Annotated in this window: 23 protein-coding genes; 17 read left to right on the plus strand and 6 right to left on the minus strand. The window is 56.6% G+C overall.

Annotated elements, in window-relative coordinates; genetic code table 11:
• Positions 1-183 precede the first annotated feature (183 nt).
• The 3 genes from pgsA to DES29_RS07640 are packed head-to-tail and all read right to left on the minus strand — an operon-like array spanning position 184 to position 3,396.
• On the minus strand, positions 184-837 hold the full coding sequence (pgsA, locus tag DES29_RS07630; protein ID WP_021995896.1) for a CDP-diacylglycerol--glycerol-3-phosphate 3-phosphatidyltransferase: 654 nt from the start codon (positions 835-837) through the stop codon (positions 184-186).
• A gap of 49 nt (positions 838-886) precedes the next feature.
• Positions 887-2,947 (minus strand): excinuclease ABC subunit UvrC, encoded by a 2,061-nt coding sequence (gene uvrC / locus DES29_RS07635; protein WP_113854687.1) that lies wholly within the window; start codon positions 2,945-2,947, stop codon positions 887-889.
• 23 nt (positions 2,948-2,970) lie between these two features.
• Positions 2,971-3,396: a hypothetical protein gene (locus DES29_RS07640; RefSeq protein WP_021995900.1), complete on the minus strand. Its 426-nt coding sequence runs from the start codon at positions 3,394-3,396 to the stop codon at positions 2,971-2,973.
• Positions 3,397-3,714: 318 nt separating this feature from the next.
• Here DES29_RS07640 and ccmA point away from each other — a divergent pair, with 318 nt between their 5' ends.
• The 14 genes from ccmA (at position 3,715) to phnX (ending at position 17,131) form a co-directional block, all read left to right on the plus strand.
• Positions 3,715-4,446: a cytochrome c biogenesis heme-transporting ATPase CcmA gene (ccmA, locus tag DES29_RS07645; RefSeq protein ID WP_046446198.1), complete on the plus strand. Its 732-nt coding sequence runs from the start codon at positions 3,715-3,717 to the stop codon at positions 4,444-4,446.
• A gap of 17 nt (positions 4,447-4,463) precedes the next feature.
• Positions 4,464-5,132 (plus strand): heme exporter protein CcmB, encoded by a 669-nt coding sequence (gene ccmB / locus DES29_RS07650; RefSeq protein WP_005429787.1) that lies wholly within the window; start codon positions 4,464-4,466, stop codon positions 5,130-5,132.
• A 50-nt stretch (positions 5,133-5,182) separates the two neighbouring features.
• The gene (gene ccmC, locus DES29_RS07655; protein ID WP_016474699.1) at positions 5,183-5,911 is read left to right on the plus strand and encodes a heme ABC transporter permease CcmC; all 729 of its coding nucleotides are present in this window, start codon (positions 5,183-5,185) and stop codon (positions 5,909-5,911) included.
• Positions 5,908-6,096 carry a heme exporter protein CcmD gene (ccmD, locus tag DES29_RS07660; protein ID WP_016474698.1) on the plus strand — a complete coding sequence of 63 codons (189 nt, stop codon included), beginning with the start codon at positions 5,908-5,910 and terminating at the stop codon, positions 6,094-6,096. Before ccmC ends, ccmD begins: the two co-directional genes overlap by 4 nt.
• Positions 6,097-6,128: 32 nt before the next feature.
• The gene (gene ccmE, locus DES29_RS07665; protein WP_005429793.1) at positions 6,129-6,647 is read left to right on the plus strand and encodes a cytochrome c maturation protein CcmE; all 519 of its coding nucleotides are present in this window, start codon (positions 6,129-6,131) and stop codon (positions 6,645-6,647) included.
• A gap of 199 nt (positions 6,648-6,846) precedes the next feature.
• Complete coding sequence (locus DES29_RS07670; protein ID WP_021995903.1) at positions 6,847-8,844, plus strand: heme lyase CcmF/NrfE family subunit; 1,998 nt, start codon at positions 6,847-6,849, stop codon at positions 8,842-8,844.
• Between the two features lie 21 nt (positions 8,845-8,865).
• Positions 8,866-9,405, plus strand: coding sequence for a DsbE family thiol:disulfide interchange protein (locus DES29_RS07675; protein WP_016474696.1), 540 nt, complete (start codon positions 8,866-8,868; stop codon positions 9,403-9,405).
• Positions 9,402-9,902, plus strand: a complete 501-nt coding sequence (locus DES29_RS07680; protein WP_005429799.1) for a cytochrome c-type biogenesis protein — start codon at positions 9,402-9,404, stop codon at positions 9,900-9,902. Before DES29_RS07675 ends, DES29_RS07680 begins: the two co-directional genes overlap by 4 nt.
• Positions 9,903-9,908: 6 nt before the next feature.
• Positions 9,909-11,231 (plus strand): c-type cytochrome biogenesis protein CcmI, encoded by a 1,323-nt coding sequence (gene ccmI, locus DES29_RS07685; RefSeq protein WP_005429801.1) that lies wholly within the window; start codon positions 9,909-9,911, stop codon positions 11,229-11,231.
• Positions 11,232-11,323: 92 nt separating this feature from the next.
• The gene (locus tag DES29_RS07690; protein ID WP_016474695.1) at positions 11,324-12,190 is read left to right on the plus strand and encodes an ABC transporter ATP-binding protein; all 867 of its coding nucleotides are present in this window, start codon (positions 11,324-11,326) and stop codon (positions 12,188-12,190) included.
• A gap of 13 nt (positions 12,191-12,203) precedes the next feature.
• The gene (locus DES29_RS07695; RefSeq protein ID WP_113854688.1) at positions 12,204-13,913 is read left to right on the plus strand and encodes an ABC transporter permease subunit; all 1,710 of its coding nucleotides are present in this window, start codon (positions 12,204-12,206) and stop codon (positions 13,911-13,913) included.
• 98 nt (positions 13,914-14,011) lie between these two features.
• Positions 14,012-15,013: an ABC transporter substrate-binding protein gene (locus DES29_RS07700; RefSeq protein ID WP_005429807.1), complete on the plus strand. Its 1,002-nt coding sequence runs from the start codon at positions 14,012-14,014 to the stop codon at positions 15,011-15,013.
• 184 nt (positions 15,014-15,197) lie between these two features.
• Positions 15,198-16,310 carry a 2-aminoethylphosphonate--pyruvate transaminase gene (gene phnW / locus DES29_RS07705; RefSeq protein WP_236578906.1) on the plus strand — a complete coding sequence of 371 codons (1,113 nt, stop codon included), beginning with the start codon at positions 15,198-15,200 and terminating at the stop codon, positions 16,308-16,310.
• A gap of 23 nt (positions 16,311-16,333) precedes the next feature.
• Complete coding sequence (phnX, locus tag DES29_RS07710; RefSeq protein ID WP_016474692.1) at positions 16,334-17,131, plus strand: phosphonoacetaldehyde hydrolase; 798 nt, start codon at positions 16,334-16,336, stop codon at positions 17,129-17,131.
• A 138-nt stretch (positions 17,132-17,269) separates the two neighbouring features.
• On the opposite strand, the gene DES29_RS07715 is transcribed toward phnX, so the two are convergent.
• The 3 genes from DES29_RS07715 to DES29_RS07725 are packed head-to-tail and all read right to left on the minus strand — an operon-like array spanning position 17,270 to position 20,252.
• On the minus strand, positions 17,270-18,337 hold the full coding sequence (locus DES29_RS07715) for an aldo/keto reductase (RefSeq protein WP_005429812.1): 1,068 nt from the start codon (positions 18,335-18,337) through the stop codon (positions 17,270-17,272).
• 30 nt (positions 18,338-18,367) lie between these two features.
• Positions 18,368-18,757: a TIGR04076 family protein gene (locus DES29_RS07720; RefSeq protein ID WP_016474690.1), complete on the minus strand. Its 390-nt coding sequence runs from the start codon at positions 18,755-18,757 to the stop codon at positions 18,368-18,370.
• Positions 18,758-18,815: 58 nt separating this feature from the next.
• A complete protein-coding gene (locus tag DES29_RS07725; RefSeq protein ID WP_021995910.1) occupies positions 18,816-20,252 on the minus strand; it encodes a Na+/H+ antiporter NhaC family protein in 1,437 nt (478 codons plus the stop codon).
• A 959-nt stretch (positions 20,253-21,211) separates the two neighbouring features.
• Here DES29_RS07725 and DES29_RS07730 point away from each other — a divergent pair.
• The 3 genes from DES29_RS07730 (at position 21,212) to DES29_RS07740 (ending at position 24,054) form a co-directional block, all read left to right on the plus strand.
• Complete coding sequence (locus DES29_RS07730) at positions 21,212-22,003, plus strand: DUF3100 domain-containing protein (RefSeq protein WP_016474688.1); 792 nt, start codon at positions 21,212-21,214, stop codon at positions 22,001-22,003.
• 50 nt (positions 22,004-22,053) lie between these two features.
• The gene (locus DES29_RS07735) at positions 22,054-22,527 is read left to right on the plus strand and encodes a hypothetical protein (protein WP_005429820.1); all 474 of its coding nucleotides are present in this window, start codon (positions 22,054-22,056) and stop codon (positions 22,525-22,527) included.
• 210 nt (positions 22,528-22,737) lie between these two features.
• Complete coding sequence (locus tag DES29_RS07740) at positions 22,738-24,054, plus strand: amidohydrolase (protein ID WP_016474687.1); 1,317 nt, start codon at positions 22,738-22,740, stop codon at positions 24,052-24,054.
• The last annotated feature ends 562 nt before the right edge of the window (positions 24,055-24,616 follow it).

Here is a 24,616-nt window from a genome sequence, read left to right on the forward strand (position 1 = left end):
AGGCGCGGGCAGCGCCTTAGAGCCTGTGGGGAGCTGCAGTCCACTGCTGCAGTTCAAGTGAATCGGCCTTCTCGCAAGAGACGCGCAGGTCAGCAGCAGGAACCCATCCGAAGAGATCCCCAAGCGCCTGAAAACGCGTAAGGACTCAGTAGGGAATCTCCGTTCTTCATGGCGGAGAGGATGTCAATGATGTTTAAATTCTGCGCTTGCCTTGAGGACGGCAGCCTGACGTTCTGCAGCTCGGCGGGCACGTTCTTCATCAAAGAAGGGAACTGCGGCTGAAAGATAGACATACATCGAATAAATCGTCAGCACCGCCGCCAGCCAGATGAGCCCCGTCCCGATCAAGGCAATGTCGATGCCGAAGATCGGGTCGTTCCAAAGAAGACAAGGGATAGCCGTCATCTGTGCAATCGTCTTTGTTTTGCCGTACCAATTGACTTTGACGCGGCCGGATTCACCGATCTTGGCCATCCATTCGCGAATGCCGGTCACCGTGATTTCGCGTCCGATAATGATCATCGCAACGGCCATGTCGAGACGATCGAGCCCGACCAGAGCCACCAGGGCTGCTGACACAACAAGCTTGTCGGCAATCGGGTCAAGGAACGCACCCATGCGGGTAGCCCAGCCTTCGTAGCGTCTGGCCAGAAATCCGTCGAGCGCATCTGTCACGGCGGCGACAACAAATGTGACGCAGGCGATGACGTTGACCCAATGCGGCGCAAGCCATGTTTCAGGGATATAGAAAACGCCGAGAACCACGGGGATCAGCGCAATGCGCAGCCACGTGAGGACCATAGGGACGTTGATTTTGAAAGGCGGCTTGAGCTTCATTATTTTGCCGTTGGGCCTGAAAGGGTTTGAAATAATTAAGAATTTTCAATCAGGGCTGCTCGTCGGATTCGGTTGACAGAGGGGCGCCCGTATTCACCGGGACTGCCGTATGCAGCTGACTGTAGATTTGTTCGGCAAGTTTGCGAGAAATACCGGGCACTTGAGCAATATCTTCAGCTGAAGCATTTTTGAGCTGCTTCATGCCGCCGAAGTGCCCGAGTAGTTTAGCGCGGCGTTTGGGTCCGACGCCGGACAAATCCTCTAATTTAGATGTATTTCGAGTCTTAGCGCGCTTGGCCCGCATGCCTGTAATCGCAAAGCGATGGGCTTCGTCGCGAATTTCGGCGATGAGCATCAGTGCTCGAGACATTTCGCCCAAAATGAGCGGTTCGCGTCGATGACCGTCGATGACTGGGAAGACGAGTGTCTCAAGACCGGTTTTGCGTCCTTCGCCTTTAGCTACCCCAACGATTGCGCCGACATCGAGTCCGAGATCTTCGAAAACTTCTCGGGCCATCTCCACCTGGCCGCGGCCGCCGTCAATTAATACAACTGTCGGAAGCTCTGCTTCTCCGCGTGCTGCAGGCGCATATCTGCGAGCAAGCACTTGCTTCATTGCAGCATAGTCGTCGCCGGGTTCAATGCCCGCTATATTGAATCGCCGGTAGAGCGACGACTGCATGCGGCCCTCTCGGAAAACTACGCAGGATGCTTGTGTAGCTTCGCCCTGTGTATGAGAGATGTCAAAGCATTCGACGGAGAATTCCATGGGATCGTCATTCTTCGGTGCAAATGCAGGACCGAGCACCGCCATCAAATCATTGAGGCGCGCGGTTTGAGTGCCGGATTCAGCGAGTCTTCGGGCAAGCGCTATCTGCGCCCCCTGTATGCACATCTCAAGCCAGCGCCGGCGTGTTTCCTGCGGTTCGCTGACAACGGGTACGCGGCGGCCGGCAAGATCCGTGAGCAGTGATGACAAGCGGGCCGGCAGCTCCGGATCGGCAGGATCAGGTTCAACGATCAACAGGGCCGGAATGGGAAGTTCGGCGTAGTGCTGACTGACAAAGGCTTCAATGACTTCACCCTTCGAGGGCATCAGATCCTGAGCGGTCGGTGCTCGGTCGCCGGCTTTAGGAAATATGGCGCGATCGCCTAAATGGCGGCCGCCGCGCACCATGGCGAGATTCACACAGACAATGCCCTGACCTATCGATGCCGCCACGATGTCGGCGTCAACATCTCCGCCTGTTGTCTCAATGGCCTGCTGATGCCGCATTTGAGTGAGCGCGGCGATGCGGTCGCGCAGATGGGCGGCTTCTTCAAACTGCCAGGCATCCGAAGCAGCCCACATGCGTTTTTCCAGATCGTTGAGAACGTCAATGGAGCGGCCTTCGAGAAACTGTGCAGCACGACGACAATCTGCCGCATAAGCCTCTTTGGTGATAAGTCCGCAGCAGGGAGCCGTACAGCGCCCGATCTGTCCCAAAAGACAGGGGCGTGATCGGTTTTTAAAAACGGATTCTTCGCAGGTGCGCAGCTGAAAAGCTTTTTGCAGCATTTCGATGGCGGTTCGCGCCGCACTCGAACTGGGGTACGGACCGAAAAATTTCGACCGTTTGTCGACGCCGCCACGGTAATAGGAAAGACGAGGGAAGTCGCCCGCGCCAATGCGGATGTAAGGGTAGCTCGCGTCGTCGCGCAGACGGATGTTGTAGTGCGGCTTAAGCGTCTTGATGAGATTGTTCTCAAGCAGGAGCGCTTCGGCTTCGGAACGCGTAACGGTGGTTTCAATCCGCGCAATGCGGCTCACCATCAGCGCTATGCGCGGGGAGAGTCCGGTTTTGCGAAAGTATGAGGAAACACGGTTTTTCAGGTCCCTCGCCTTGCCGACGTATAGGCAGGTGCCGTCGGCGCCGAAGTAGCGATAGCAGCCCGGCAGATGCGGGAGCGTACGAACTTCTTCGCTGGGATTGAAGGTTTGCACAGCGGGGAGCGCACCGCAGGAAGCCGCTTCAGCCTCGGCTGAGGTGTTCTCCCAAGGCGCGGACGCAGACTGTTCGTCATCAGCGGAAACAGTCTGCTCTCCCTCATGAGTCGCTTTCGTGCTCATCAAAGCAAAAGCTGAGCGGCGAATTAATTTTTCTTCTTTTTCCCGTCGTCGCCGAGCAGTTCGTCAAAATGCAGCGTAATGCCCTTATATTCCCGCTCGACCTTTTCGGGGCTGGCGCAGCGGAACTCGAGCCACGCCTTGGCAGGCTGACCGTCGGCTGAGGCTGCCGATGAAGAACCCTTGAGCGGCATCATGCCCATGCCCTTGTCGGTGCAGAAGGCCTTGGCGCGCTCGTAAACGAAATCGGCGATGCGGGCGGAAGATTCAACCTTCGGGCGTTCCGCCGAAATGCGCCAGATAGACCCGACGACCGGTTCAATATTGACGCGGCTGTCGAAGGCCTTTTCAAGCTCTTGAGTCGCAGAGGAACAGCCCGAAAGCAAGAGGGCAGCACCGGCAGAGGCGCAAAGAAAAAGGGCAACAGAAGACTGGCGGGGCATGAGGAGCATGAATAAGTTCACCGTGAAGACGGCGGAAAAAGAAAACCTTCACATTATATGAATGGGCATGAATGAGCGACGGATAGGTTAAGACTCGGAGCGCTTTTCTCAGCCTCGGCACTGCTCCTTTAGAAACGGGCTCCCAAACCATGCGAATGAATACAAATCAATGTGTTGGCTGAAGATAAAAATAATCAAATCAATCAATAGATTGCATACAGTCACAGGCTGTAATTTCTGTAAGGCGGCCTTAATTTGCGGTTCCTAAACTGCCCCGCAAAATAGAACTCAAGCGTCCTTAGGCCCTGGACGCAAAGAACGCCGCTCATGACAACCCCAAGCTCGATTACCCAGCCTCTTATTGAAGTTCGCGGACTGACCTGCGAGCGCGGCGAACGTACGCTCTTTACGGGCATGTCGTTCACTGTGGCTCCGGGTTCGCTGGTCCGCATTGCGGGATCAAACGGGGCGGGAAAAACCACGCTTTTGCGTCTCTTGACGGGACTGATGCGGCCGGCCGAAGGTGAGATCTTCTGGCGCGGCGAACCGATTCTCAAGGCGGCTCAGGATTTCTGGCGCGAGCTCTGCTATATCGGCCACCGCAACGGCGTGAAGGATGATCTTTCCGTGATGGAGAACGTCCTCATCAATGCGCGCATTGCTTCGCTGAGCTGCACGCCCGAAGCTGCTCGCGCAGCATTGGCAGCCGTGGGCCTCTCAGACTACGAAGACGTTCCTGCCGGCCAGCTCTCGCAGGGACAGCGCAGACGCGTTGCGCTGGCGCGTCTTTGGCTTTCAGAATCTGTGCCGCTTTGGATCCTGGATGAACCCTTTACAGCGCTCGATGTCAAGGGTGTCGCCCGGCTGGCGGACTTGGTTTCCAAACATGTTGCCGAGGGCGGCGTGGTCATGCTGGTGACGCATCAGGAAGTGCCGGTGGATCCGAAGCACCTGTTCATCATTGAACCGGAGCGTTGGGCTCCCAAGCGCCGATCGGCGGTTGAGCGGGCGATGGCGGATGCGGCAGCTGCCGAAGCCGAAAGCGCTGCCCGGGACTGAAGAGAGGAGACGCCAAGATGTTTAATCTCTTCATGACGATTCTGAAACGCGATCTGACGCTCTCACTTCGCCGCAAGTCTGACCTCGCTCAGGTGATCTTCTTTTTTGCGGTGGTTGTAACGCTCGTGCCTTTGGGTGTCGGTGCGGAAACCAATATCCTGCGCAGCATCGCCCCGGGTGTCGTTTGGGTTGCGGCGCTTCTCGCGGCGCTCCTTTCGCTCCCGCGTATGTTTGCGACCGACCATGAGGACGGCACGCTCGAACAGATGCTCGTGGCTGCAGAGCCGGTTCCGGTCATTGTGGTGGCTAAAGTAGCCGCGCATTGGATCGTTACGGGGGTGCCCATGACCATCTTTGCGACTATTTTCGGGGTGATGTTCGACTTGGAGCTCGATGTGACGCTCGTCATGGTAGCGAGTCTCCTGATTGGTACGCCGGTGCTCTCTCTCGTTGGTGCGGTCGGCGCTGCGCTGACGCTGGGACTTCGTGCCGGCGGCGTCCTGACGTCGCTTCTCGTGCTTCCGCTTTATATTCCCGTCCTCATTTTCGGCTCGGGAGCGGCAACTGCCGCTGCTATGAGTCTCTCACCGGCTTCTCACTTCATGATCGTCGGCGGGCTTTCGCTCTTTGCACTCGCATTGGCGCCTTTTGCAGTGGCTGCGGCGCTGCGGATTGCCGAACAGTAAACCTTCATTATTCAGAACAAAAATAATTCATCGCAGGAGAACAGAACCTGATGAGCACTTCAATTACATTGGAAGGCTTCTATCGCAAGGCCGGGAAGCTTATTCCATGGTTTATGAGCGCAGCACTGGTGCTCTTTGTCGTCGGCGTTTATCTCGGGTTCTTCGTCTGCCCGATTGAGGCGCGTCAAGGCAACTCTTACCGCATTATTTTTATTCACATTCCTGCGGCGTGGCTCGCCATGTCGCTTTACCTGCTGATGGCCGTTGCGAGCATCGTGGGACTGCTTAAAAACTCCCGACTTGCTTTCATTCTGGCGCAAGCGATGGCGCCGACCGGCGCCCTCATGGGCTTTATTGCGCTTTTTTCGGGTGCATTCTGGGGACGGCCGACGTGGGGCACATACTGGGTGTGGGATGCTCGCCTGACATCCATGCTGATTCTCTTCTTCCTCTATCTCGGCTTTATTGCGCTCCATTCGGCCATTGACGATAAGCGCCGCGCTGATCAGGCTGCGAGCGTCATTTCCATCGTCGGTGCCGTGAACGTCCCGATTATCTACTTCTCGGTGCGCTGGTGGAACACCCTTCATCAGGGAGCCTCCATTACTTCGAGCGGCTCTTCGATTGCGCCGATCATGCTCAACACCATTTTCATCATGCTGGCTGCCGGCACGCTCTACGGCGCAGCCGTCGTGCTTTCGCGGACTCGTACGATGATTCTTGAACGCGAACGCAAGAGCGATTGGGCGCAGAAGGCTGCGCTGGAGGGGAAATTATGAACAACTGGAACTCTCTGGCTGACTTCATTTACATGAACGGCCACGGTTACTACGTTTGGTGCGCATACGGCGCATTTGTGCTCGGTGTTTTGTTTGAGCTTTACGGCCTGATTACTCGCCGCCGAGCGATCTGTCGGCGCATCATGCGCGAAGCACGTGCAGCGCAGTCGACGCTGGAAAGCTGATCCCCCTGCGATTGAGACCCCAAGGAAAAAACATGAACGCCAAAACTAAAAAACTTGCCTTGATCGGCGCAGCCGCCGTAGTGCTCTGCGCAGGCATCTTCATGGCACTGCAGGCCTTTAACGAAAATCTGGTCTTCTTTTTCTCACCCACTCAGGTAGCCGCTAAAGAAGCGCCTGTGGGCCGCACGTTCCGCCTCGGCGGCGTGGTTGAGAAGAATTCAGTCGTTCGGGAAAAGGACGGCGTAACCGTCCACTTCCGTATCACCGATACGGCACAGACGGTTAATGTCGAATATAAGGGCATTCTGCCCGACCTCTTTGCCGAAGAGCAGGGCGTTGTTGCGCAGGGCAAACTCAACGAAGCCGGTGTGTTTGTTGCGAGTGAAGTGCTCGCCAAGCATGACGAAAACTACATGCCGCCTGAGGCCGCCAAAGCGCTCGAAGATGCGCATAAGGCCGGCGTAGCCAAGGCTCACGCTCAGGGCATGGACTCGAAGAGCCACGCCGAGGCGGTCAAATCGGGCGCTCCGATGCCGGCCAACCATCCGTAAGGATTAAGGGACATTATTCTTCGCGCTGCGAAGCTGCTCTGCGCCGTTTGACTCGGAACAACGGCAAAGAACGAACTGCGCAGCGCCTTCACCAGCGGCGGACACCATAGAAGGCCCGTCCATTTACATTAGAAGAAGCCGATGACCGAGCGAGGCTCTGATAGAGAACCTCCCGGTATGTCAACAACGGAGAAATCAAGTGATACCTGAGATTGGTCACTTCGCACTGATCCTGTGCCTTGCGCTCAGCATTGTCCAGGGCGTTCTGCCGCTCGTGGGCGCAGCCCGCGGCAGCGGTCCGCTCATGGCAGTGGCGCGGCCTGCGGCTGCAGCCAACGCATTATTCGGCACGATCGCCTTCGGGTGCCTTGCGTACTCGTTTTATATTTCCGACTTCAGCGTGCTCAACGTTGCCAACAACTCCAACTCGATGCTGCCCTGGTACTACAAGGTCGCAGCGACTTGGGGTTCTCATGAAGGCTCGATTCTCTTCTGGACGGTAACGCTTGGCTGGTGGGGAGCTGCAGTTGCATTCTCGGCGAGGAAGCTCCCTGAGGATATGGTGGCTCGCGTGACGGGCGTTATGGGGCTTGTCGGCATGGGGTTCCTGCTCTTCATGCTCTTTACCTCCAATCCGTTCCTGCGAATTTTCCCGGCACCGGCCGAAGGTGCAGACTTGAATCCGCTCCTGCAGGATCCGGGGATGGTCTTCCATCCGCCGCTGCTTTATTTGGGCTACGTGGGTTTCTCGGTTCCCTTCGCCTTTGCGATTGCTGCGCTCCTTTCCGGACGTCTTGATGCGGCCTGGGCGCGTTGGATGCGTCCTTGGACGACGGCTGCCTGGATTTTGCTCACGCTCGGTATTGCGCTCGGTTCCTACTGGGCCTACTACGAACTCGGCTGGGGCGGCTGGTGGTTCTGGGATCCGGTCGAAAACTCGTCCTTCATGCCCTGGCTCACGGGTACGGCGCTGATTCACTCGCTTGCAGTGACTGAAAAGCGCGGCTGCTTCCGTATTTGGACAGTGCTCTTGGCGATCATCACGTTCTCACTCTCGCTCTTGGGGACCTTCCTCGTCCGTTCCGGTGTTCTCACGTCGGTGCATGCGTTTGCTACGGATCCGGAACGCGGCCTCTTTATTCTGGCTTTCCTGATTCTGGTGATCGGGCTTTCGTTCCTGCTTTTCGCTTGGCGTGCGCCAACGGTGGGTTTGGGCGGCAACTTCGCACTGATCTCGCGCGAATCCATGCTGCTGGTCAACAATGTTTTGCTGGTGGTGGCGATGGGCGCCGTCCTTTTGGGCACGCTCTATCCGCTCTTCCTCGATGCGCTTAATGCCGGCAAGATTTCTGTTGGGCCTCCGTACTTTGATGCGGTCTTCGGTCCGCTGATGCTCCCGCTGGTGTTCCTGATGGCAGTGGGGCCGATCGCACGCTGGAAGGAAGCCGATCCCATGACGCTCGTGAAGCGCCTCGCCTGGTGCTTTGTGGTGGCGATCGCGGTCGGCATTGCCGTTCCGCTTCTGATGGGCGCATGGAGCACCTGGGTCTTTACCGGCACGACGCTGGCTGTCTTCGTGATGTGCGGCATCGTTGAGGAAATTCGCGGCGAACTGAAGTTTGCCCCCGCCGGCACCGGCATCTTCGGTCGTCTTACCCGCATGACGCGTGCCACGTGGGGCATGCACCTTGCACACTTTGGCGTAGCAGTGTTCATCATCGGAGTGGCGCTGGTGAAGGGCTATCAGGCTGAGCGCGATGTCCGCATGTTTGAATCTGACGTCGTGCATGTTGCGGGCTATACCTTCACCTTCAACGGCGTGAGCTCCGCTCGCGGCGCCAACTTCACCGCCGACCGAGGCGATTTCACGCTCTCGAAGGACGGCAAGGAACTTCAGCACCTTTATCCGGAAAAGCGCAAGTACTTCAGCTCCAATTCGATGCCGATGACAGAGGCCGCCATTCGCCATTCCATTACGGGTGACGTGTATGTGAGTCTGGGCGTGCCGAGTTCGGACGGCGGCTGGGTGGTTCGCGTGTATTCGAAGCCTTTCGTGACTTGGATCTGGTTCGGCTGCATCATCATGAGCGTGGGCGGCCTGCTTGCGATGCTTGATCGCCGTTATCGCCGCCGCCGTGAAAAGAAGGCGGCGGAGGCGGCCAAGTCCAACAGCGCCGGCGCAGCGCCAGCCGTTTGATCGTCTCGGAGAACTCAGAAAATGATGAAAGCGAAATTCCTTATTCCGTTTGCTATCTTCGTGGTGCTCGCGGGGTTCCTCTTCAAGGGGCTCTACCTCGATCCCCGCGCTCTGCCTTCTGTGCTGATCAATAAGCCGCTGCCGACTTTTGAACTGCCGACGCTCTTTGATCCGACTCAGAAATTCAGCACCGAAGAGATGAAGGGCAAAGTCTGGATGCTTAACGTTTGGGCAAGCTGGTGCCTGCCCTGCAAGGAGGAGCACCCCTATCTTGTCGGGCTGAAGCGCTCGGGCCTGAAAACCCCGATTGTGGGCTTCCTCTATAAGGACACGGTCGGCGCCGGTCGGCAGGTGCTCGAAGACACAGGCAATCCCTATGACGTTGTGATCTTTGAAGAGAAGAACAAGGTCGGCATCGATCTCGGTGTTACGGGCGTGCCGGAAACCTTCATCATCGACAAGAAGGGCGTCATTCGCGCCAAGGTGAGCTATCCGATTCTGGATGATCTTTGGAACATTCAGGTGAAGCCGCTTATCGAAATCCTGGAGAAGGAAAAATGATTAAACGCTTCATTCTTGCCGCCGCAGCCTTAGGCGCCGCTGCGCTTCTCGCACTGCCGCTCGCTCAGACCGCTCAGGCGGCTCCGCGTGAGGCTGCGCCGACGGCCTTTGATCCGGTAGCGCACAAGCGCGTCGTTGAGGTGTCCGAGCAGCTGCGCTGTCTCGTCTGCCAGAATCAGTCGATTGCGGAGTCCAATGCGGAACTTGCCGTTGACTTGCGCAACCAAGTGATCGAACAAGTCAAAGCCGGCAAAACCAATCAGGAAATTGTTGACTACATGGTCGACCGCTATGGGGACTTTGTGCTTTACAAGCCGCCGTTCAAACTTTCCACGGCAATTCTGTGGCTTGGACCGCTCTGTCTGTTCCTGATCGGCATTGGTGCCTTCTACATCAACCTTCGCCGACGCAAGCGCCTTGTGGCGGAATCTGTCAAGCCATTGACGGCACAGGAGAAGGCGATGGCCGATGACCTCCTGAGCGGACGCAAGGAGTAATCGAAAGTGACGATTTTCATTATTCTCTGTGTACTCATGTGCGTGGCAGCGGTTGCGGCCGTCTGCCTGCCGCTCTGGTTCGGGTCCCGGGCCAAAGCGGAAAGTGACCGCCGCAGTCAGGTGCTCGCTATCCTTCAGCAGCAGGCCAATGACCTTGAGGCGGAGCGAGCTGCCGGTCGAATCGATCAGGATGAATACGAAGAAACGCGCAGCGAACTTGAACGCCGCGTTTTGGAAGAAGCCAAGCACGAAGAAGAAATCAAGAGCGGGCGCAGCATGATGATGCCGCGCGTGCTCGCAGTGGTGCTTCTTGTGGTTATTCCGGCTTCTGCAGCAGTCGCCTACTACGCGCTTGGCCGCTATACGGCCATGGATCCGGCCTTTATCGAAATGATGGAGCGCCAGAGTGCCAATTCGCGCGGTCACTCGCAGCGCGATATGCAGAAGATGCTCGACGATCTGAAAGCCCGATTGGCTGAAGATCCGAGAAATGCTCAGGGCTGGTTCCTGCTTGCCCGTACGGCGGCCTCGATGAATCGTTTCGATGATGCCGTGGAGGCTTTCAAGAAGTTGAATGCACTGGTGCCCAACAATGCCGACATCATGGCTGATATGGCCGACATGATGGCTGCGGCCAACGGCAAGGTCATCACGCCTGAAGTCGAGAAGCTCCTGCAGGATGCCCTCAAAGTGGATCCTAATCAGTGGAAGGCCTTGGCGCTGCTGGCCATGCAGTCTTGGGACCGCGAACGCTATGCTCAGGCTGCGCAGTATTGGGAGCGTCTGCTCAAGGTTGTGCCGCCGGACTTCCCCGACCGCGATCAGATTGCTTCTAATATCAATGAAGCCAAGCGTCTTGGCGGCGTGAATGACTCGATCTCGGCCGTTTCGCCAAATGCCGGCGGTGCCGGCGGCAAGTCAGCGGCGGCGCCTTCTTCGACGGCCGTTGAGCCGGTGCCGACAGCATCGCCCGCGACCATGAGCGCTGTGGCCGGTACGGTGACGCTTGACGCTGCGCTCAAAGATCAGACCTCGCCAGACGATACGGTCTTCATCTACGCGCGCCCGGCTTCAGGAAGCCGCATGCCCGTAGCGTTCACCAAGGTGAAGGTGAAGGATCTGCCCTACAACTTCGAACTCAATGAAACCATGCGCATGGCCATGGGGGCGGAGACGCTTGCCAACACAAAGATTGTGGTGGTGGGTGCGCGCATCTCCAAGACCGGCAATTTCATGCCGCAGCCGGGTGACCTGGAGGGCGAAATGGATCAGCCCGTTGAGGTCGGCGACCGCGGTCTGATTGTGACGATACGCAAGGTTCGTCAATAGCACCAAAGTCTGCTCCGAAGAAAAAACAGCGGCCCGTTGAGGCCGCTGTTTTTTTTGAGCCATTGCTGTCGGCAAGCTGTCACGAAATATTCATGACGACGTCAGATGAGCGTTACAGCCTCGTCACATGGAGTGCTGAAAATAACAGCTGTTTAGTTTTGCTCATCCCTCACACGTTCATGCTTGTTCTCGAGAATATCGCTAAGCGCTACGGCGACAAGTCCATTCTTTCTGAAATTTCACTCGCCATCCCCAAAGGCAGCATCGTCTCCATTTTGGGACCGTCCGGCTGCGGCAAGACGACGCTTTTGAATTTAATTCTCGGGCTGGTGCCGGCAACCTCCGGACGCATTCTGGTTGACGGTGAGAATGTGACGAACGTTCCGATGGAAAAGCGCGGCTTCAATATTGTCTTTCAGGACTATGCGCTCTTTCCCAATCTCAATGCCGAAGAAAATATTGTCTACGGTCTGAAGAATTGTCCGGGCCGATCCACTCCGGAAGAAGTACGCGATCTCATCCATTTATTGGGACTCGAGCCGCATCTTAAAAGCCGCGTGCAGGAGCTTTCCGGCGGTCAGAAGCAGCGCGTGGCGCTGGCGAGAACGCTGGTGATGAAGCCGCGCCTTCTGCTCCTTGACGAGCCGCTTTCTGCGCTTGACGGATTGATTAAAGAATCCATCAAAGAGCGCATCCGCACCATTGCTCGGCAGCTCAAACTAACGACGCTGATTGTGACGCATGATCCGGAAGAAGCGCTGACGCTTTCGGACAAGGTGCTCATCATCAATGGCGGCCGAATTGCACAGTTCGATACGCCTCAGGGCATTGTGCACCGGCCGGCGGACGATTTCGTTCGCCGCTTCATTCTTTCGCAGCTGACGATCAAGCGCGACAATATTTATCGACTGTTTGGGCAGCCCGCAGCCGAGCAGTCGCTGATGCCGGCAGCGAGCTGAGAGGATGACGTCCATGACGACAGCGTCTTCGGGCAGTACGCTGCTCGCGGGGGTATCGGCGTTCCTCACGGGCGCCGGCACGGATGAGCGCAGACATTACCGAGTGCTCTATGGGGCGGTAATGATTTTCTTCGCGCTCTTTTTAGGCGTCCCGCTCGCCTTGATCTTTGGCCAGTCGATTTTGGAGAAAGGCACGCTGACGGCCGCGAACTGGTTCTCGGTGGTCATGCGCCCGGGTTTCTGGTCGATGATGGCCAACAGCTTTGCGGTGAGTACTGCCGCAGCGGCTGTCGCTACCCTTTTGGGTTTCTTCGCTGCCTACGGTCTGGTGATTTCACAGCTGCCGGCTTGGGTGAAGAAAGCGGTGCGGATTCTGATGCTCCTGCCGCTCTTTCTGCCTTCGATCACCTATGGCTTTGCCGTCATTTACTCCTTTGGCCGTATGGGGCTTATCAGCCAGTTCTTTGGTCCGCCGCCGTTTTCGATTTACGGTTTTTGGGGACTGCTGATTGCTGACGTGGCTTACCTGCTGCCGCCCGTTTTCTTGATCATCAGCAATGCCTTTATTTACGTTGATCCGCGCTACGCAATCGTCTCGCGCGTGATGGGCGACGGGTTCCTGAGACGCTTTTGGACTTCGGCGCTTCGTCCGGTCGCCGGTGCCTGCGTTTCCGCCTTTATGCTGGGCTTCTTCTTGGCCTTCACGGATTTTGGCATTCCGATTTCCATTGCGGGTCAATATGATGTGGTCGCTACCGAACTCTATTCGACGATGATGGGTGCCGTGCCGGATTTCGGCCGCGGTGCTGTGGTGGCGATATCGATGATGGTGCCGGCAGTCGGTGCGGTGGCTTTGCTGCGGTGGAGCGAAAAACTCAATTTCCGCAGTACGGACATTGTGCGGCCGATGCTCATGCCGTCAGCCGCAAGAGACGGAGCATTTCTCCTCTTCTATGCGGGATTGGCGGCAGTGCTGCTTTGCATCTTTGCCGTGATGTTCATCGTGCCCTTTGTTGAGAACTGGCCTTATAAGCCGAACTTCACGATTCAGCATTTCATCGACATTTTGGGCGAAGACGATATCGGCGGGATCTATCTCCGTTCGATCGGCGTGGCAGCTGCTTCTGCGGCCATCGGTACGTTTATCTCCTTTGCTGCGGCGCTTATTCAGGCGCGCTCCAAGCTGCCTCGCGTCTGTCGTTCCGCCATGGATGGATTGGCCATGATGACGAGTACTTTGCCGGGCATGGTGATTGGCGTGGGCTTCCTCTTCGCGTTCTCAGGCACGATTCTACAGAACACGATCGCCATTCTGATCCTCGCGAACCTGGTGCACTTCTTTGCTTCGCCTTACCTGATGGGGACGGCAGCGCTCTCACGCATGAATGCAGGATGGGAGACCACGGGACTGCTGATGGGTGATACCTGGATTCAGACGATCCGCCGTGTGGTGCTCCCGAATGCGCGGGCGACGCTCATTGAAATGTTTGAACTCTATTTCATCAATTCAATGGTGACCATTTCAGCGGTGGTCTTCCTCTGCGGCACGTCGACGATGCTTCTGACTACGAAGATCAAGGAATTTTCCTATTACGAGCGGTTTGACGCAATCTTCGTGCTGTCGCTCTTGGTATTCGTGACAAACGTCGCCGCAAAACTCATTCTCGACAAGTTGGCAGAGTGCTCGCGCACTGATCAAAAGGCCGGCTCAACTCGTTCATAACGCTTGCTGCTGAACGCACTCCCGCAGTGACCGACTCCCCAGCGGCATGAAATTCAAACACCTCTCTTATTTGTCATTTACTTGTATTGGATAAAAAAATGAAGCAAATGTTCACTCTCGCGGCTGCTGCCGCCGCAGTATCTCTGCTTGCCGGCTGCAATGGTGAAAAGCCCGCTGAGCAGAAAGCTGCCCCTGCGGCTGAGGCCGCGGCTGTCATCATTTATTCGAATGCTGACGAAGAGGCACAAAAGGCGATGAAGAATGCCTTGGATGCCAACGGCATGAAGGGGCTCTATAAGATTCAGGGGCTGGGCACCTCCGAACTCGGCGGCAAGCTCGCTGCCGAAGGCAAGAATATTGAAGCCGACGTGGTAACCACCGCTTCCTACTATCTTGACAGTCTCCAGAAGAGCCAGAAACTTTTCCAGAAGCTTGCGTTCACGCCGGACACGATCAATCCGACACCGGATTACTATGCGCCGATCCTCGGCAACTGCGGAGCGCTCTTCATCAATACTCAGGTGCTCGCTGCGGACAAGCTGCCTCGTCCCACCCGCATTGAGGATCTTGCTCAGCCCATCTATGCCGGTCATATTTCCGTGCCGGACATTCTGGGTTCTTCCACATCGTGGCTGATGACGCAGGCTGTCATTGCCGATAAGGGTGAAGCCGAGGGCGCGAAGATTCTTCAGGCGATTGAGAAGAATGCCGGTGCGCATCTGACGAAATCGGGTTCCGCTCCGCTCAAACTCATTCGTGCGGGTGAGGTGGCTGTAGGCTTCGGGCTTCGTCATCAGGCCGTAGCGGACAAGGCCAAAGGACTTCCGGTTGACTTTATTGACCCGGTGGAAGGCAACTTCATGCTCACTGAAGCGGCTGCAGTTGTCGACAAAGGGGATAAGACCAATCCGAATGCACAGAAGGTGGTCGAAGTGATCATCAAGAATGCTCGCCCGGAACTGCTCCAGTACTACCCAGTGGCGCTCTACAAGGGTGAAACGGTATCGGCCGAAAACAAACCGGCCAATCCGAAGCAGTTCCCTGAAGCCTTGACTGTGGAGCTCCTCCAGAAGCACCAGAAGCTCGTCAAGGGTGAGTAAAGACTCACAGAGCGCGCTTCTTCAGTTCGAACCCCTCGACGAGACCTGTCTGATCGAGGGGTTTGTCTCTCAAAAAACACCCGTGCGGGCAGCCTTCAGAGGCTGCTGTGCATCGGGTGTCTAAGCACACTAGAAAAAATACTGCTGGCGCATGCTTTCATGCGCAGCATTTTGAATGATGCAAATGCCCAATATTGCTGATCCCAATACCTACAAACTTTTAACGCCCGGCCCGCTCACTACGACGCTCGCCGTCCGCGAAGCCATGCTTGTCGACCGCTGCACTTGGGACGACGACTACAAGGCAATGACCGAATCCATTCGCGCTTCGCTCTTGGAACTGGCCGAAGCAAACCCTGCCGAGTACGGCGTCGTGCTGATGCAGGGCTCAGGCACTTTCGGCGTGGAATCTGTTCTCTCAAGCGTGCCGGGTGCAGCCGACCGCGTACTGGTGCTTGTCAACGGCGCTTATTCAGAGCGCATGTGCCAGATTCTGACTTATCACCGCATTCCGTTTGACCGCATTGACTGCGGCTGGGATGAGACGCCTGATGCTCAAAGAGTTGCCGAGTGGCTGGATGCGCACCCCGAAACGACGATGGTCTCGATGGTGCACAGCGAAACGACGACGGGTATTCTCAACGACATCGAAAGTGTGGCCCGCGTCGTAAAGGCGAAAAATCGCTTGTTCATCGTGGATGCCATGAGCAGCTTCGGCGGGGTGGAAATCCCGGTGGAGTCTCTAGGCATTGATTTTTTGGTTTCCTCGGCCAATAAGTGCATTCAGGGCGTGCCGGGCTTTTCCTTCATCATTGCCCGCAAATCTGCGCTGCTTGCCGCTAAAGGCAATGCACGTTCGCTCTCGCTCGATTTGACTGCGCAGTATGAAACGCTCGAGAAGGATCACGGCAAATGGCGGTTCACTTCTCCCACGCATGTCGTGGCGGCATTTGATGAAGCGCTCCGGGAGCTCAAAGCCGAAGGCGGCATTGCAGCTCGGCATGCCCGCTATGCTGCGGTCAATGAGGCGCTGCGTGAAGGCATGGCCGAACTGGGCTTTAAAGCCTACGTGGCAGCAGATCGGCAGGGGCCCTTCATCACGACTTTCCTTTATCCGGATCAGGCCGGTTTCGATTTCAAGCACATGTATGCGGTGCTCAAGGCCGGCGGATATGTCATTTATCCGGGCAAGCTCACGGAACGTCCGAGCTTCCGGCTGGGCAATATCGGCGAAATTCACAGTGACGATGTGCCGAAAATTCTCGGCCTTTTCCGCGGCTATCTCGCATCACTCTGAACATCCATCTCAGGCAGATCATTATGAAGCAGACCATTCAAGGCGTTATTTTCGATTGGGCGGGCACCACGGTTGACTTTGGCTGTTTTGCGCCGGTTTCAGCGTTCGTTGAGGCTTTCCGCAAGGCAGGCATTGATGTGACGCTCGAAGAGACGCGGGCGCCGATGGGCAAACTCAAAATTGAGCATATCCGCACCATGCTGGCGATGCCCGCGGTCAAAGCACGCTGGACAGAGCGTTGGGGACGGTCTCCGGAAGAAAGCGATGCGCAGGCGATTTATCACGACTTTGAGCCGGCTTTGTTCGCTGTGCTCGATCGTCACTGTGAACTGAAGGACGGCGTTCTTGACTGTGTGAAGGAGCTGCGCAGCCGCGGTCTGAAGATCGGCAGCACCACCGGCTACACCCGCGAGATGATGAATGTGGTCGAAGAGGCCGCGCGTCAAGCGGGTTATGCGCCGGACTGCCTTGTCACGGCGGATGAGACGGGCGGTTTCGGACGTCCTTGGCCCTACATGATTTTTGAGAACATGCGCCTGCTGAAGCTCCCCGCCGTGCGTACCGTTGTGAAAATCGGCGATACGGTGAGCGACATTGAAGAGGCGCGTGCCGCCGGCGTCTGGGCTGTCGGCGTCGTCGACGGTTCATCCGTCATGGGACTTTCGCACGCTGAATTCAGCGCGCTCACGGATGCGGAAAAAGCTGCGGCACGCATCCGTGCTCGTTCAGTCCTCTTGGCGGCCGGCGCTGATTTTGTGATTGATTCGCTAAGCGAACTGCCCGGACTCATTGACGGCATCAATGCTCGTCAGGGCCGGTGACCGCTGCTGCCCTGAAAGGGCAGCAGAGAAACTGTCTCCGCCACGTTTCCGCTTCTCAGCGGGAGAGGAGTGAATTGAACGCTCATGCATCCTTAGGGTGCATGAGCGTTTATCAAATGATCAAGCGCGGCAGCTCTTTTATTTGCCCGTTGTGCTGTCGACGAGATTCATGCGCATGATGGCAATATGGCGCGAACCGGGCTGGCGTTCAATATCAAAGCAGTCCCCTTCGATCTGCGGGAAGAGCTTAAGGAACTCATCCATCTCACGGCGTGCGTCTTCGGGGAAGGTCTTCCCGATGAGTCGGCAGGTGTCGGCAACATGACGGCTGTTGCGCGTTCCCACCACTGCCGCTGCGGCTTCGGGCTTACCGATGGTGTAGAGAGACGACAGACCGGCAATTGAAAGACCAGTCGATTTGCCCAAAGCAGCAAGGCGTTCGAGGAGTTTCTGATAACCCGCCCAGCCGAGCGTATCCTCAATGACCAGCAAGTATTTGACGAGAGAACGGTTTTCGAGGCTCTGAAGGTCCGGTTCAGGTTTGCCGAGCCACTTGTCGGAAAGAAAGCCCCCGGCGACCGTGCCGTAAGCGATGAGCTTGACGCCGCTGCGGCGGCAGAAATCTGTCATGGCCTTTTCCGGGCGGCGGTCGAGGAGCGAATACTGGCACTGATTGGTAACGACGGGAATGCCGGCATCCACAAGCTTTTTGAGGTTGGCGGTGTTGAAATTCGTCGTAGAGATGCAGCGGATGAGTCCCTTTTCTTGGAGCCGCATGAGTTCGCCGGCCGTATCAATCATGCCGGGAACGTCGTAGTCCCACCAGTGGAACTGCACCATGTCGAGACGTTCAACGCCAAGACGCGAAAGTGAGCGCTCAATCACGCGCTCAACGTAGGCGCGGTCGACATGAGCGAGATCCTTAAGATCGGGGACAAATTTGGTGTGAATCTGCGGCAGCGACAAGCCGGCGCGGCGCCGTTCGGCAATGATTTGGCCGTAGAACGCTTCAACCCCCGTATAAATGTCTGCGCAGTCAAAAGTATCAAAGCCGCGGTCGAGCAGTTCGGCGAAGGCATTGTGGGCGTCCTTCATGTCGAGCGCATGTGCGAGCGCATGACCGGTGGCGAGCTGCCAGCCGCCGTTGATGATTTTGGGAATGCTGTAGTCGGCAGTGAGCTGCGTACGGGCAATGGATGGCGTCATGACGGAGGTCCGAAAAAAGTTCAGTTTGAATTAGGGATGTTTGTCTGTTTTGGCTGGGAGCGGCACGACGGTGCATTCACCGTGTCGGAACCGCCGCAGCCCCGTGCGTGAAATGCGAAAGCGGGCGCCGCAGTTGGGATCCGGACAGGCAATGAGCGCGTCAGTGGTCATCCAGTCTGCCGCGGCTGTCGGCCGCTGTTTGGCAGGAATCAGCGGCAGCAGCGCGGCCATGGCATAGAGGGAAAATCGGCCGCCTTCGGGGAAGACCAGATCTTCACCTTCGACTTTGAATCCTTGGCCGAGATGATGACGGCAGACGAAATTGCCGCCCTCCACGGTAACGGTAAGGTCAAAGAGTTCAAACTCATCCGGTTCGAGTTCTGAGGATGCTTTGGGCAGGGAGTTAAGGGGGGCAGTCATAGTGTGTCTCAAAGGTGCGCCGCATTCCGGTTCTCTCTGATGAAAGCGGAGTCAAGTCTTATGCCTTGTCCGTGGCCTGAGGTTCATCACTCATCTTAGGACGTCCGATGCCGGTGGCGATCGATACTGAGAATACGACGAAAAGCGCAATGGGATAGAACGTGGCCGTCATCAAAGAAAACGGCGTGAGGGACGGGTCTCCCAGCGCCGAGGCGGCTGAAAGCGTAATGAGTGAGAAGGCCGAAAACGGCAGAACCACCGGGATGCTGTTGGCAAATCCAGCGAGCAGATAAGCGCGGCGGTACGGATCGATGCTGCTGCGCAGCAGTCGGTCGGCCAGCTGTCCGGCCAGCGCCACAGCGACGCTCGTGACGGCGGCAAGGCAGGTGGAAATGAAGACCGTGGCGACGGCCAGAGTCACTTCGGCGCGGCGCGGCGACTGATTTTCGTTCGTGAGGAACTTGGCCGTGGCATCGGCAAGCCCGGCGTGTTCAATAACGCCCGTAAAGCCAAAGAGTGCAAGGCACATCAGCATGATGCCTGAGACGTTGGCGATGCCGCCCGTCAGAATGCCGGAAATGGAGCCATTTTCTACGCGAACGATCTGCGAGGGTTCAATCACGCCGGTGAGCAGACCGATGATCAGTCCGGCAACGGTTGCCATCGTGACAGCGTGGAGTGCGTCGCGCATCTTTATCGCAATGTAGATGAGGAGCACCACCGGGATCAGCATCAGGAGACGCATCGGATCTGCGGCGGCATTGAGCGCTGCGGATGGTTCTGAAGCGCTGCCGCCGAGAGCGTAGAAGGGGAGCGCAATGATGAGCGCAATGACGGCAAACGGGAAGCGGGTCTTGACAACGCGGCCGAGATCAAGGGGCTTGCCGAACTTATCCGTCTGCGTCATGGCCGAGATGATGGCCACGTCCGAAACCGGCGCGAGGTTGTCGCCGAAAATGGCGCCCGAAAGAATGGCGCCGGCCATCAGCGGCACATCGCAGCCGAGCGCAGCGCCGAAAGGCAAAAAGATGGGGGATGCAGCCAGAATCGTGGAAATGGAGCTGCCGGTGGCTGTGGCCAAAAGCGATGAAATGAGAAAAACGGCTGGGGTGAGCAGCGGCGTTCCGGCAATTGCGCCGCCCGTGAAGGCGGCGAGGGCTTCGGCGAGCCCGGCGGCCTTCATCATGGCCGAGAATACGCCGGCAGCCATCAATAGCAGCAGCACGGTTGCCGTCATTGGCGATGCGGCGCCTTCCAAGACCGCTTTCCAATAGCGCATCGGCTTTTGGGTGAGCAGCGCGCCTGCTACCAGCGCCGTGAGACCGGCACCCGCAAGCGCCATCAGATCGAATACTTTGAGGACGATAAAAAGGTAGACCGAAAGCAGCGCAAAAATGAGAAATGGAATGAGGAGCGATGCGGGTCCGAAGAAAAAGGGAATGCGGTTTTCGTCAAGCGAAGCGTCAGAGGCGCAAGCCGGTGCAGGGGAGGTCATGGTGAATTCTCGTGAGGGCATGAAGGAGAAAAACTGCAAATCGTCTGCGGCGGGACTTCTTTTGTTTTTTTGAGATACGGCTGAAAAACAAAACCCGCCGGAAGGCGGGTTGGACTGAGAAACTGGGGGAAAGCATCAAGTGCGCTGCACGATCTTTCCTTCTCTCAAACCGGCGCGCAGGTCTGCGCACCCGCCATTGAACTTGACGGGAGTCGCCACCACTGACGGCGAGGCTGCAGGCAGGAGAGAAAATTTTCCGGCTTCATAGTGATTTCATCGTACCTGCCGTCACTCGAAAAGGGCTTGGTAGGACTGCAAAACCCAATTGATGCATATCAATCACTTGTTTGTCCAAATTCAAATGCTCCACTTGATTTTTTAGAAAAATTACGTGAAAAAATATGAATTTTTCAAGCGGAATCCGTAAGGAAGCTGAAATTCATCGTTGTCATACGGCGAATTTCGCGGTTTTGCCGTTTTTTTGCATCTCGTGCTATGGTGCTTGAAACGCGTTGCGGCAGTAGACCTGATAGGTATACAGCTGCGGCCGATTTCTTCGAATGTTTTCATGAGCCAATAGGAAGCATTATGCAGGTGTACATCCGCACTTCTTGCCGAGCTGCCGACGTCCTTCACGGCCGCCGCTCGAATGCTCTCCGCACCAGCTCTACATCCTCTACATCCGCGTCTCGCAGCACAACAGGCAGCGAGACGCTTGACGCCTTGCGGATGCACGTTCGAAGAGACTGACAGGCATTCGGAGAAACCGAATTCCACCAGCACCCAACAAGCGGGAACCTAAAAGGGTTCCCAAAAACGAACGGGAAGCTCCGAAAGGCGCCTCCCGTTTTTTTTATACCTCTTCCCTCTTTAATTTAATTACAGCCTCAACCGCCGAACATCGAAAAAAAACGGCTTGCCAAGCAGTTTTAACCGGCGGAAGGTTTTTGGAGACGCTCATGGATCTCATCCGGAACTTCAAAATTCACGCGGCGGCACTCATTATTGTGGTGCTCGCGGAACTGGTGGGTGTACAAAAGTTCGGTCTAGTCGTGCTTTTGCCGCTGCTTTATGCACTCGTATTTGGTGCATTGGTGAGCTTTCCGCGCTGGAGTGTCGTGAGGCTCGATGAAATGAATCGAGCCGGCAAGATGCTCTCCGTGGGCGTTCTTTTGCTGATCACGAAGATCGCGCTGGACATCGGTCCGAATATTGAAATGATCATGCAGTCCGGCTGGGCGCTGATCATGCAGGAATTCGGCCACTTCTTCGGCACGCTGATCTTCGGTCTGCCGGTGGCGCTTCTCGTCGGCATGAAACGCGAAGCGATCGGCGCGTGCTACTCCATTGACCGAGAACCCAACGTCGCCATTATTTCGGAGCGCTTCGGCCTGGATTCTCCAGAAGGCCACGGCGTAATGGGCATGTATGTCTGCGGAACGGTCTTCGGCGCGCTTTGGGTGTCGGTTCTGGCCGGCGTCATTGCTCAGATGGGTTTCTTCCATCCGCATGCGCTTGCCATGGGCGCCGGCATAGGCAGCGCCTCCATGATGGCCGCAGCGACGAGCTCGATCATCGTCGTTCATCCGGAATGGGAAGAAACCGTGCGTGCCTATGCAGCGGCGGCCAATCTCCTCACGTCTGTGATCGGCATCTACTTTGCGCTCTTTATTTCGCTCCCCGTTACGATCAAGGTTTATGAGTTCTTTACGGGTGACAAGGGATCGGCGAAGCCTAAGGTCAACGACTGATCCTCTTCCATGGCAACGAATACAAGCGAACAAGACAAAGGAAACGAAAAATGGAAATCCGCAAACTCATGGAAGAAATGAAGGACGTGCTGTTCATCCTTCTGGTGACGGCCTTCTTTACCTGGATCGCCAACTGCATCCAGCTCCCGAAAGTCAATATGGCCGAAAGCTCGATTGGCGTACTGCTTCTCGTCGTGATCACGGCCTTCGGCATTCTGGTTTCGCACCTGCCGGGCTTTCGTATTCTCCCGATGGTCTTTTGGGTATCGATCATCGCAGTGGTTATCTCGCTGCCGGGCTTCCCGGGCGGCGACTGGGTCATCCACTATACGAAGCAGGTAGGGTTCCTGCCCATCACGACGCCGGTGCTTGCTTACTGCGGCCTGTCGCTCGGCAAGGATATCGACGCCTTTAAGCGTCTTTCCTGGCGCATTGTTCCGGTGGCGCTGGCCGTCGGTGCGGGCAGCTTCATCTGCGCAACTGTGCTCGCTGAAATCATTCTGCATCTTGAAGGCATCTTCTGATGCATTGAGGCAGCTTTATTCGCCCGCTCAAGTCCGGACTGTTCAAGTTCACTGGGCGGGCGCAGAATTTGTCATTGACAGGTAAGAGGAGTCTGCGCAGCGCCAAACCGATCCACCCGGTTCCGGGCGATCGGCTGAAGATCTGCGCAGTCTCTTTGAATTTTTTTTGAGCTCCATCGGAGTCGCTTCATTTGCAAGGTTTTTTCCAAAATGAATAAGGAAGAACTGAAAGCGCGGGTCTGCGAAGTTATTCGTCGCCGCAACCCCGACATTGTCCGTCTCGGGCATGCCATTTTTGCCGAGCCTGAACTCGGTTTTAAAGAGCAGAAAACTTCTGCCAAAGTTCGTGCCGCCTTTGATGCGCTCGGCCTGGACTATGAAACGGGCTGGGGCATCACTGGCGTGAAGGCGCGTCTTGCCGGCAAGGGACACCGCCGTACGGTTGCCGTTCTGGGCGAGCTCGATGCCATCGTCTGCCGCAACCATCCGCACAGTGATCCCGCGACGGGCGCAGCTCACTGCTGCGGACACAATGTGCAGATCGGCAATCTGCTGGCTGTCGCCTATGCAATGAAAGAATCCGGGGTCATGGATTATCTCGGCGGCGATCTGGTCTTCTTTGCTGTTCCGGCCGAAGAATATGTCGAAATTGACTACCGCAGCGGACTGCGCCGCGAAGGCAAGCTTCAGTTCTTAGGGGGCAAACAGCAGCTTATTGCCGAAGGCGCCTTTGACGACATCGACATGGCTATGATGATGCACGTCAACGCGACCACCAATCCCGAGGGGGAATTCACCGTTGGGGCAAGTTCGAACGGCTTTGTCGGCAAACTGATCGAATATCACGGCCGTGCTGCTCATGCGGCTGGTGCTCCGGATCGCGGCATCAATGCACTCAATGCGGCAATGATGGGGGTGATGGGCGTCAATGCGCTGCGCGAGACCTTCCGCGAAGACGACTGCGTGCGCTTCCATCCGATCATCAATTCCGGCGGCGACCTTGTGAATGTCATTCCTGACTACGTGAAGATGGAGAGCTACACGCGTGCGGCCAACGTCGAGGCGCTCGCCCGCTACAACCGCGACATTAACCGCGCACTGAATGCGGGCGCCATGGCGCTGAACGCTAAGTGCGATATTACGGATCTTCCGGGCTACCTCCCGCTTAAGCCCGATGAAAACTTCCGTACGCTGCTGCGCGAAAACGCCAACCAGATTTTCGGCGCAGCAAACGTTGAGGAAGGCGTTCATTCTGCCGGCAGCACGGATATGGGCGACGTATCCCATCTCATGCCCTGCGTGCATCCGTGGGTGGGCTGCGTTACCGGCACGCTCCACGGTGCAGACTACGTCGTTTCGGATGAGGAGACGGCGTATGTGAAGACGCCTGAGGTGCTGGCCATGACGCTGATTGACCTGCTCTGCGACGATGCTAAGGAAGCCGATCGCATCTGCCGTGAATTTAAGCCCGTATTCACGAAGGAGACGTATCTGCAGTTTATGGATGATCTTGTTCGTCAGCATTGACTGAAGACGAGCTCTGCCTGATCGTTTGCCAAAGTTCGGCCAGGCACATTTGAACGGCTTCTGTGGAATATTGCTCACAGAAGCCGTTTTGTATGCTTGCAGGACGTTCATACGGTCTGCTGTCGGTCAATGCAGTCAACAGGGAATACACGCGCAACGCTATGAAGCGTTTGACTTAAGTCATTGACATTGCCCGCGCGGATGATTGGTTTTGAGCGAATGTCTCAATTCTGTGTAGGATTATGGGGTCCGAAGCGCCCGTGAAGGCGAGGAGGAACGGGACGGCCCCTCAGGCCGGATCCGCGGAAGATGCCGACCATCAGGCTGATGCACTCAAAGGAAAACGTGCCGCCCGGAAGGCATTGACCAAGGCTGACGGAAAAGATCCCGTCGGCATAAATTCACCACTGACTGGAGGGCGCTTTGTGTCCGTCACTCAGTCAGAAGCCAACCCGGGAGGGTCCGGCAGTTCGAAAAATCCCCGCGGAGAGGAGGCCGCCAGCGCCTGAGACTCGAAGCATGTGAACGATAAGAAGAGGGATCACGTTCTGCTGCACAATCC

Source organism: Sutterella wadsworthensis (genome assembly GCF_003315195.1).
GTDB lineage: Bacteria > Pseudomonadota > Gammaproteobacteria > Burkholderiales > Burkholderiaceae_F > Sutterella > Sutterella wadsworthensis.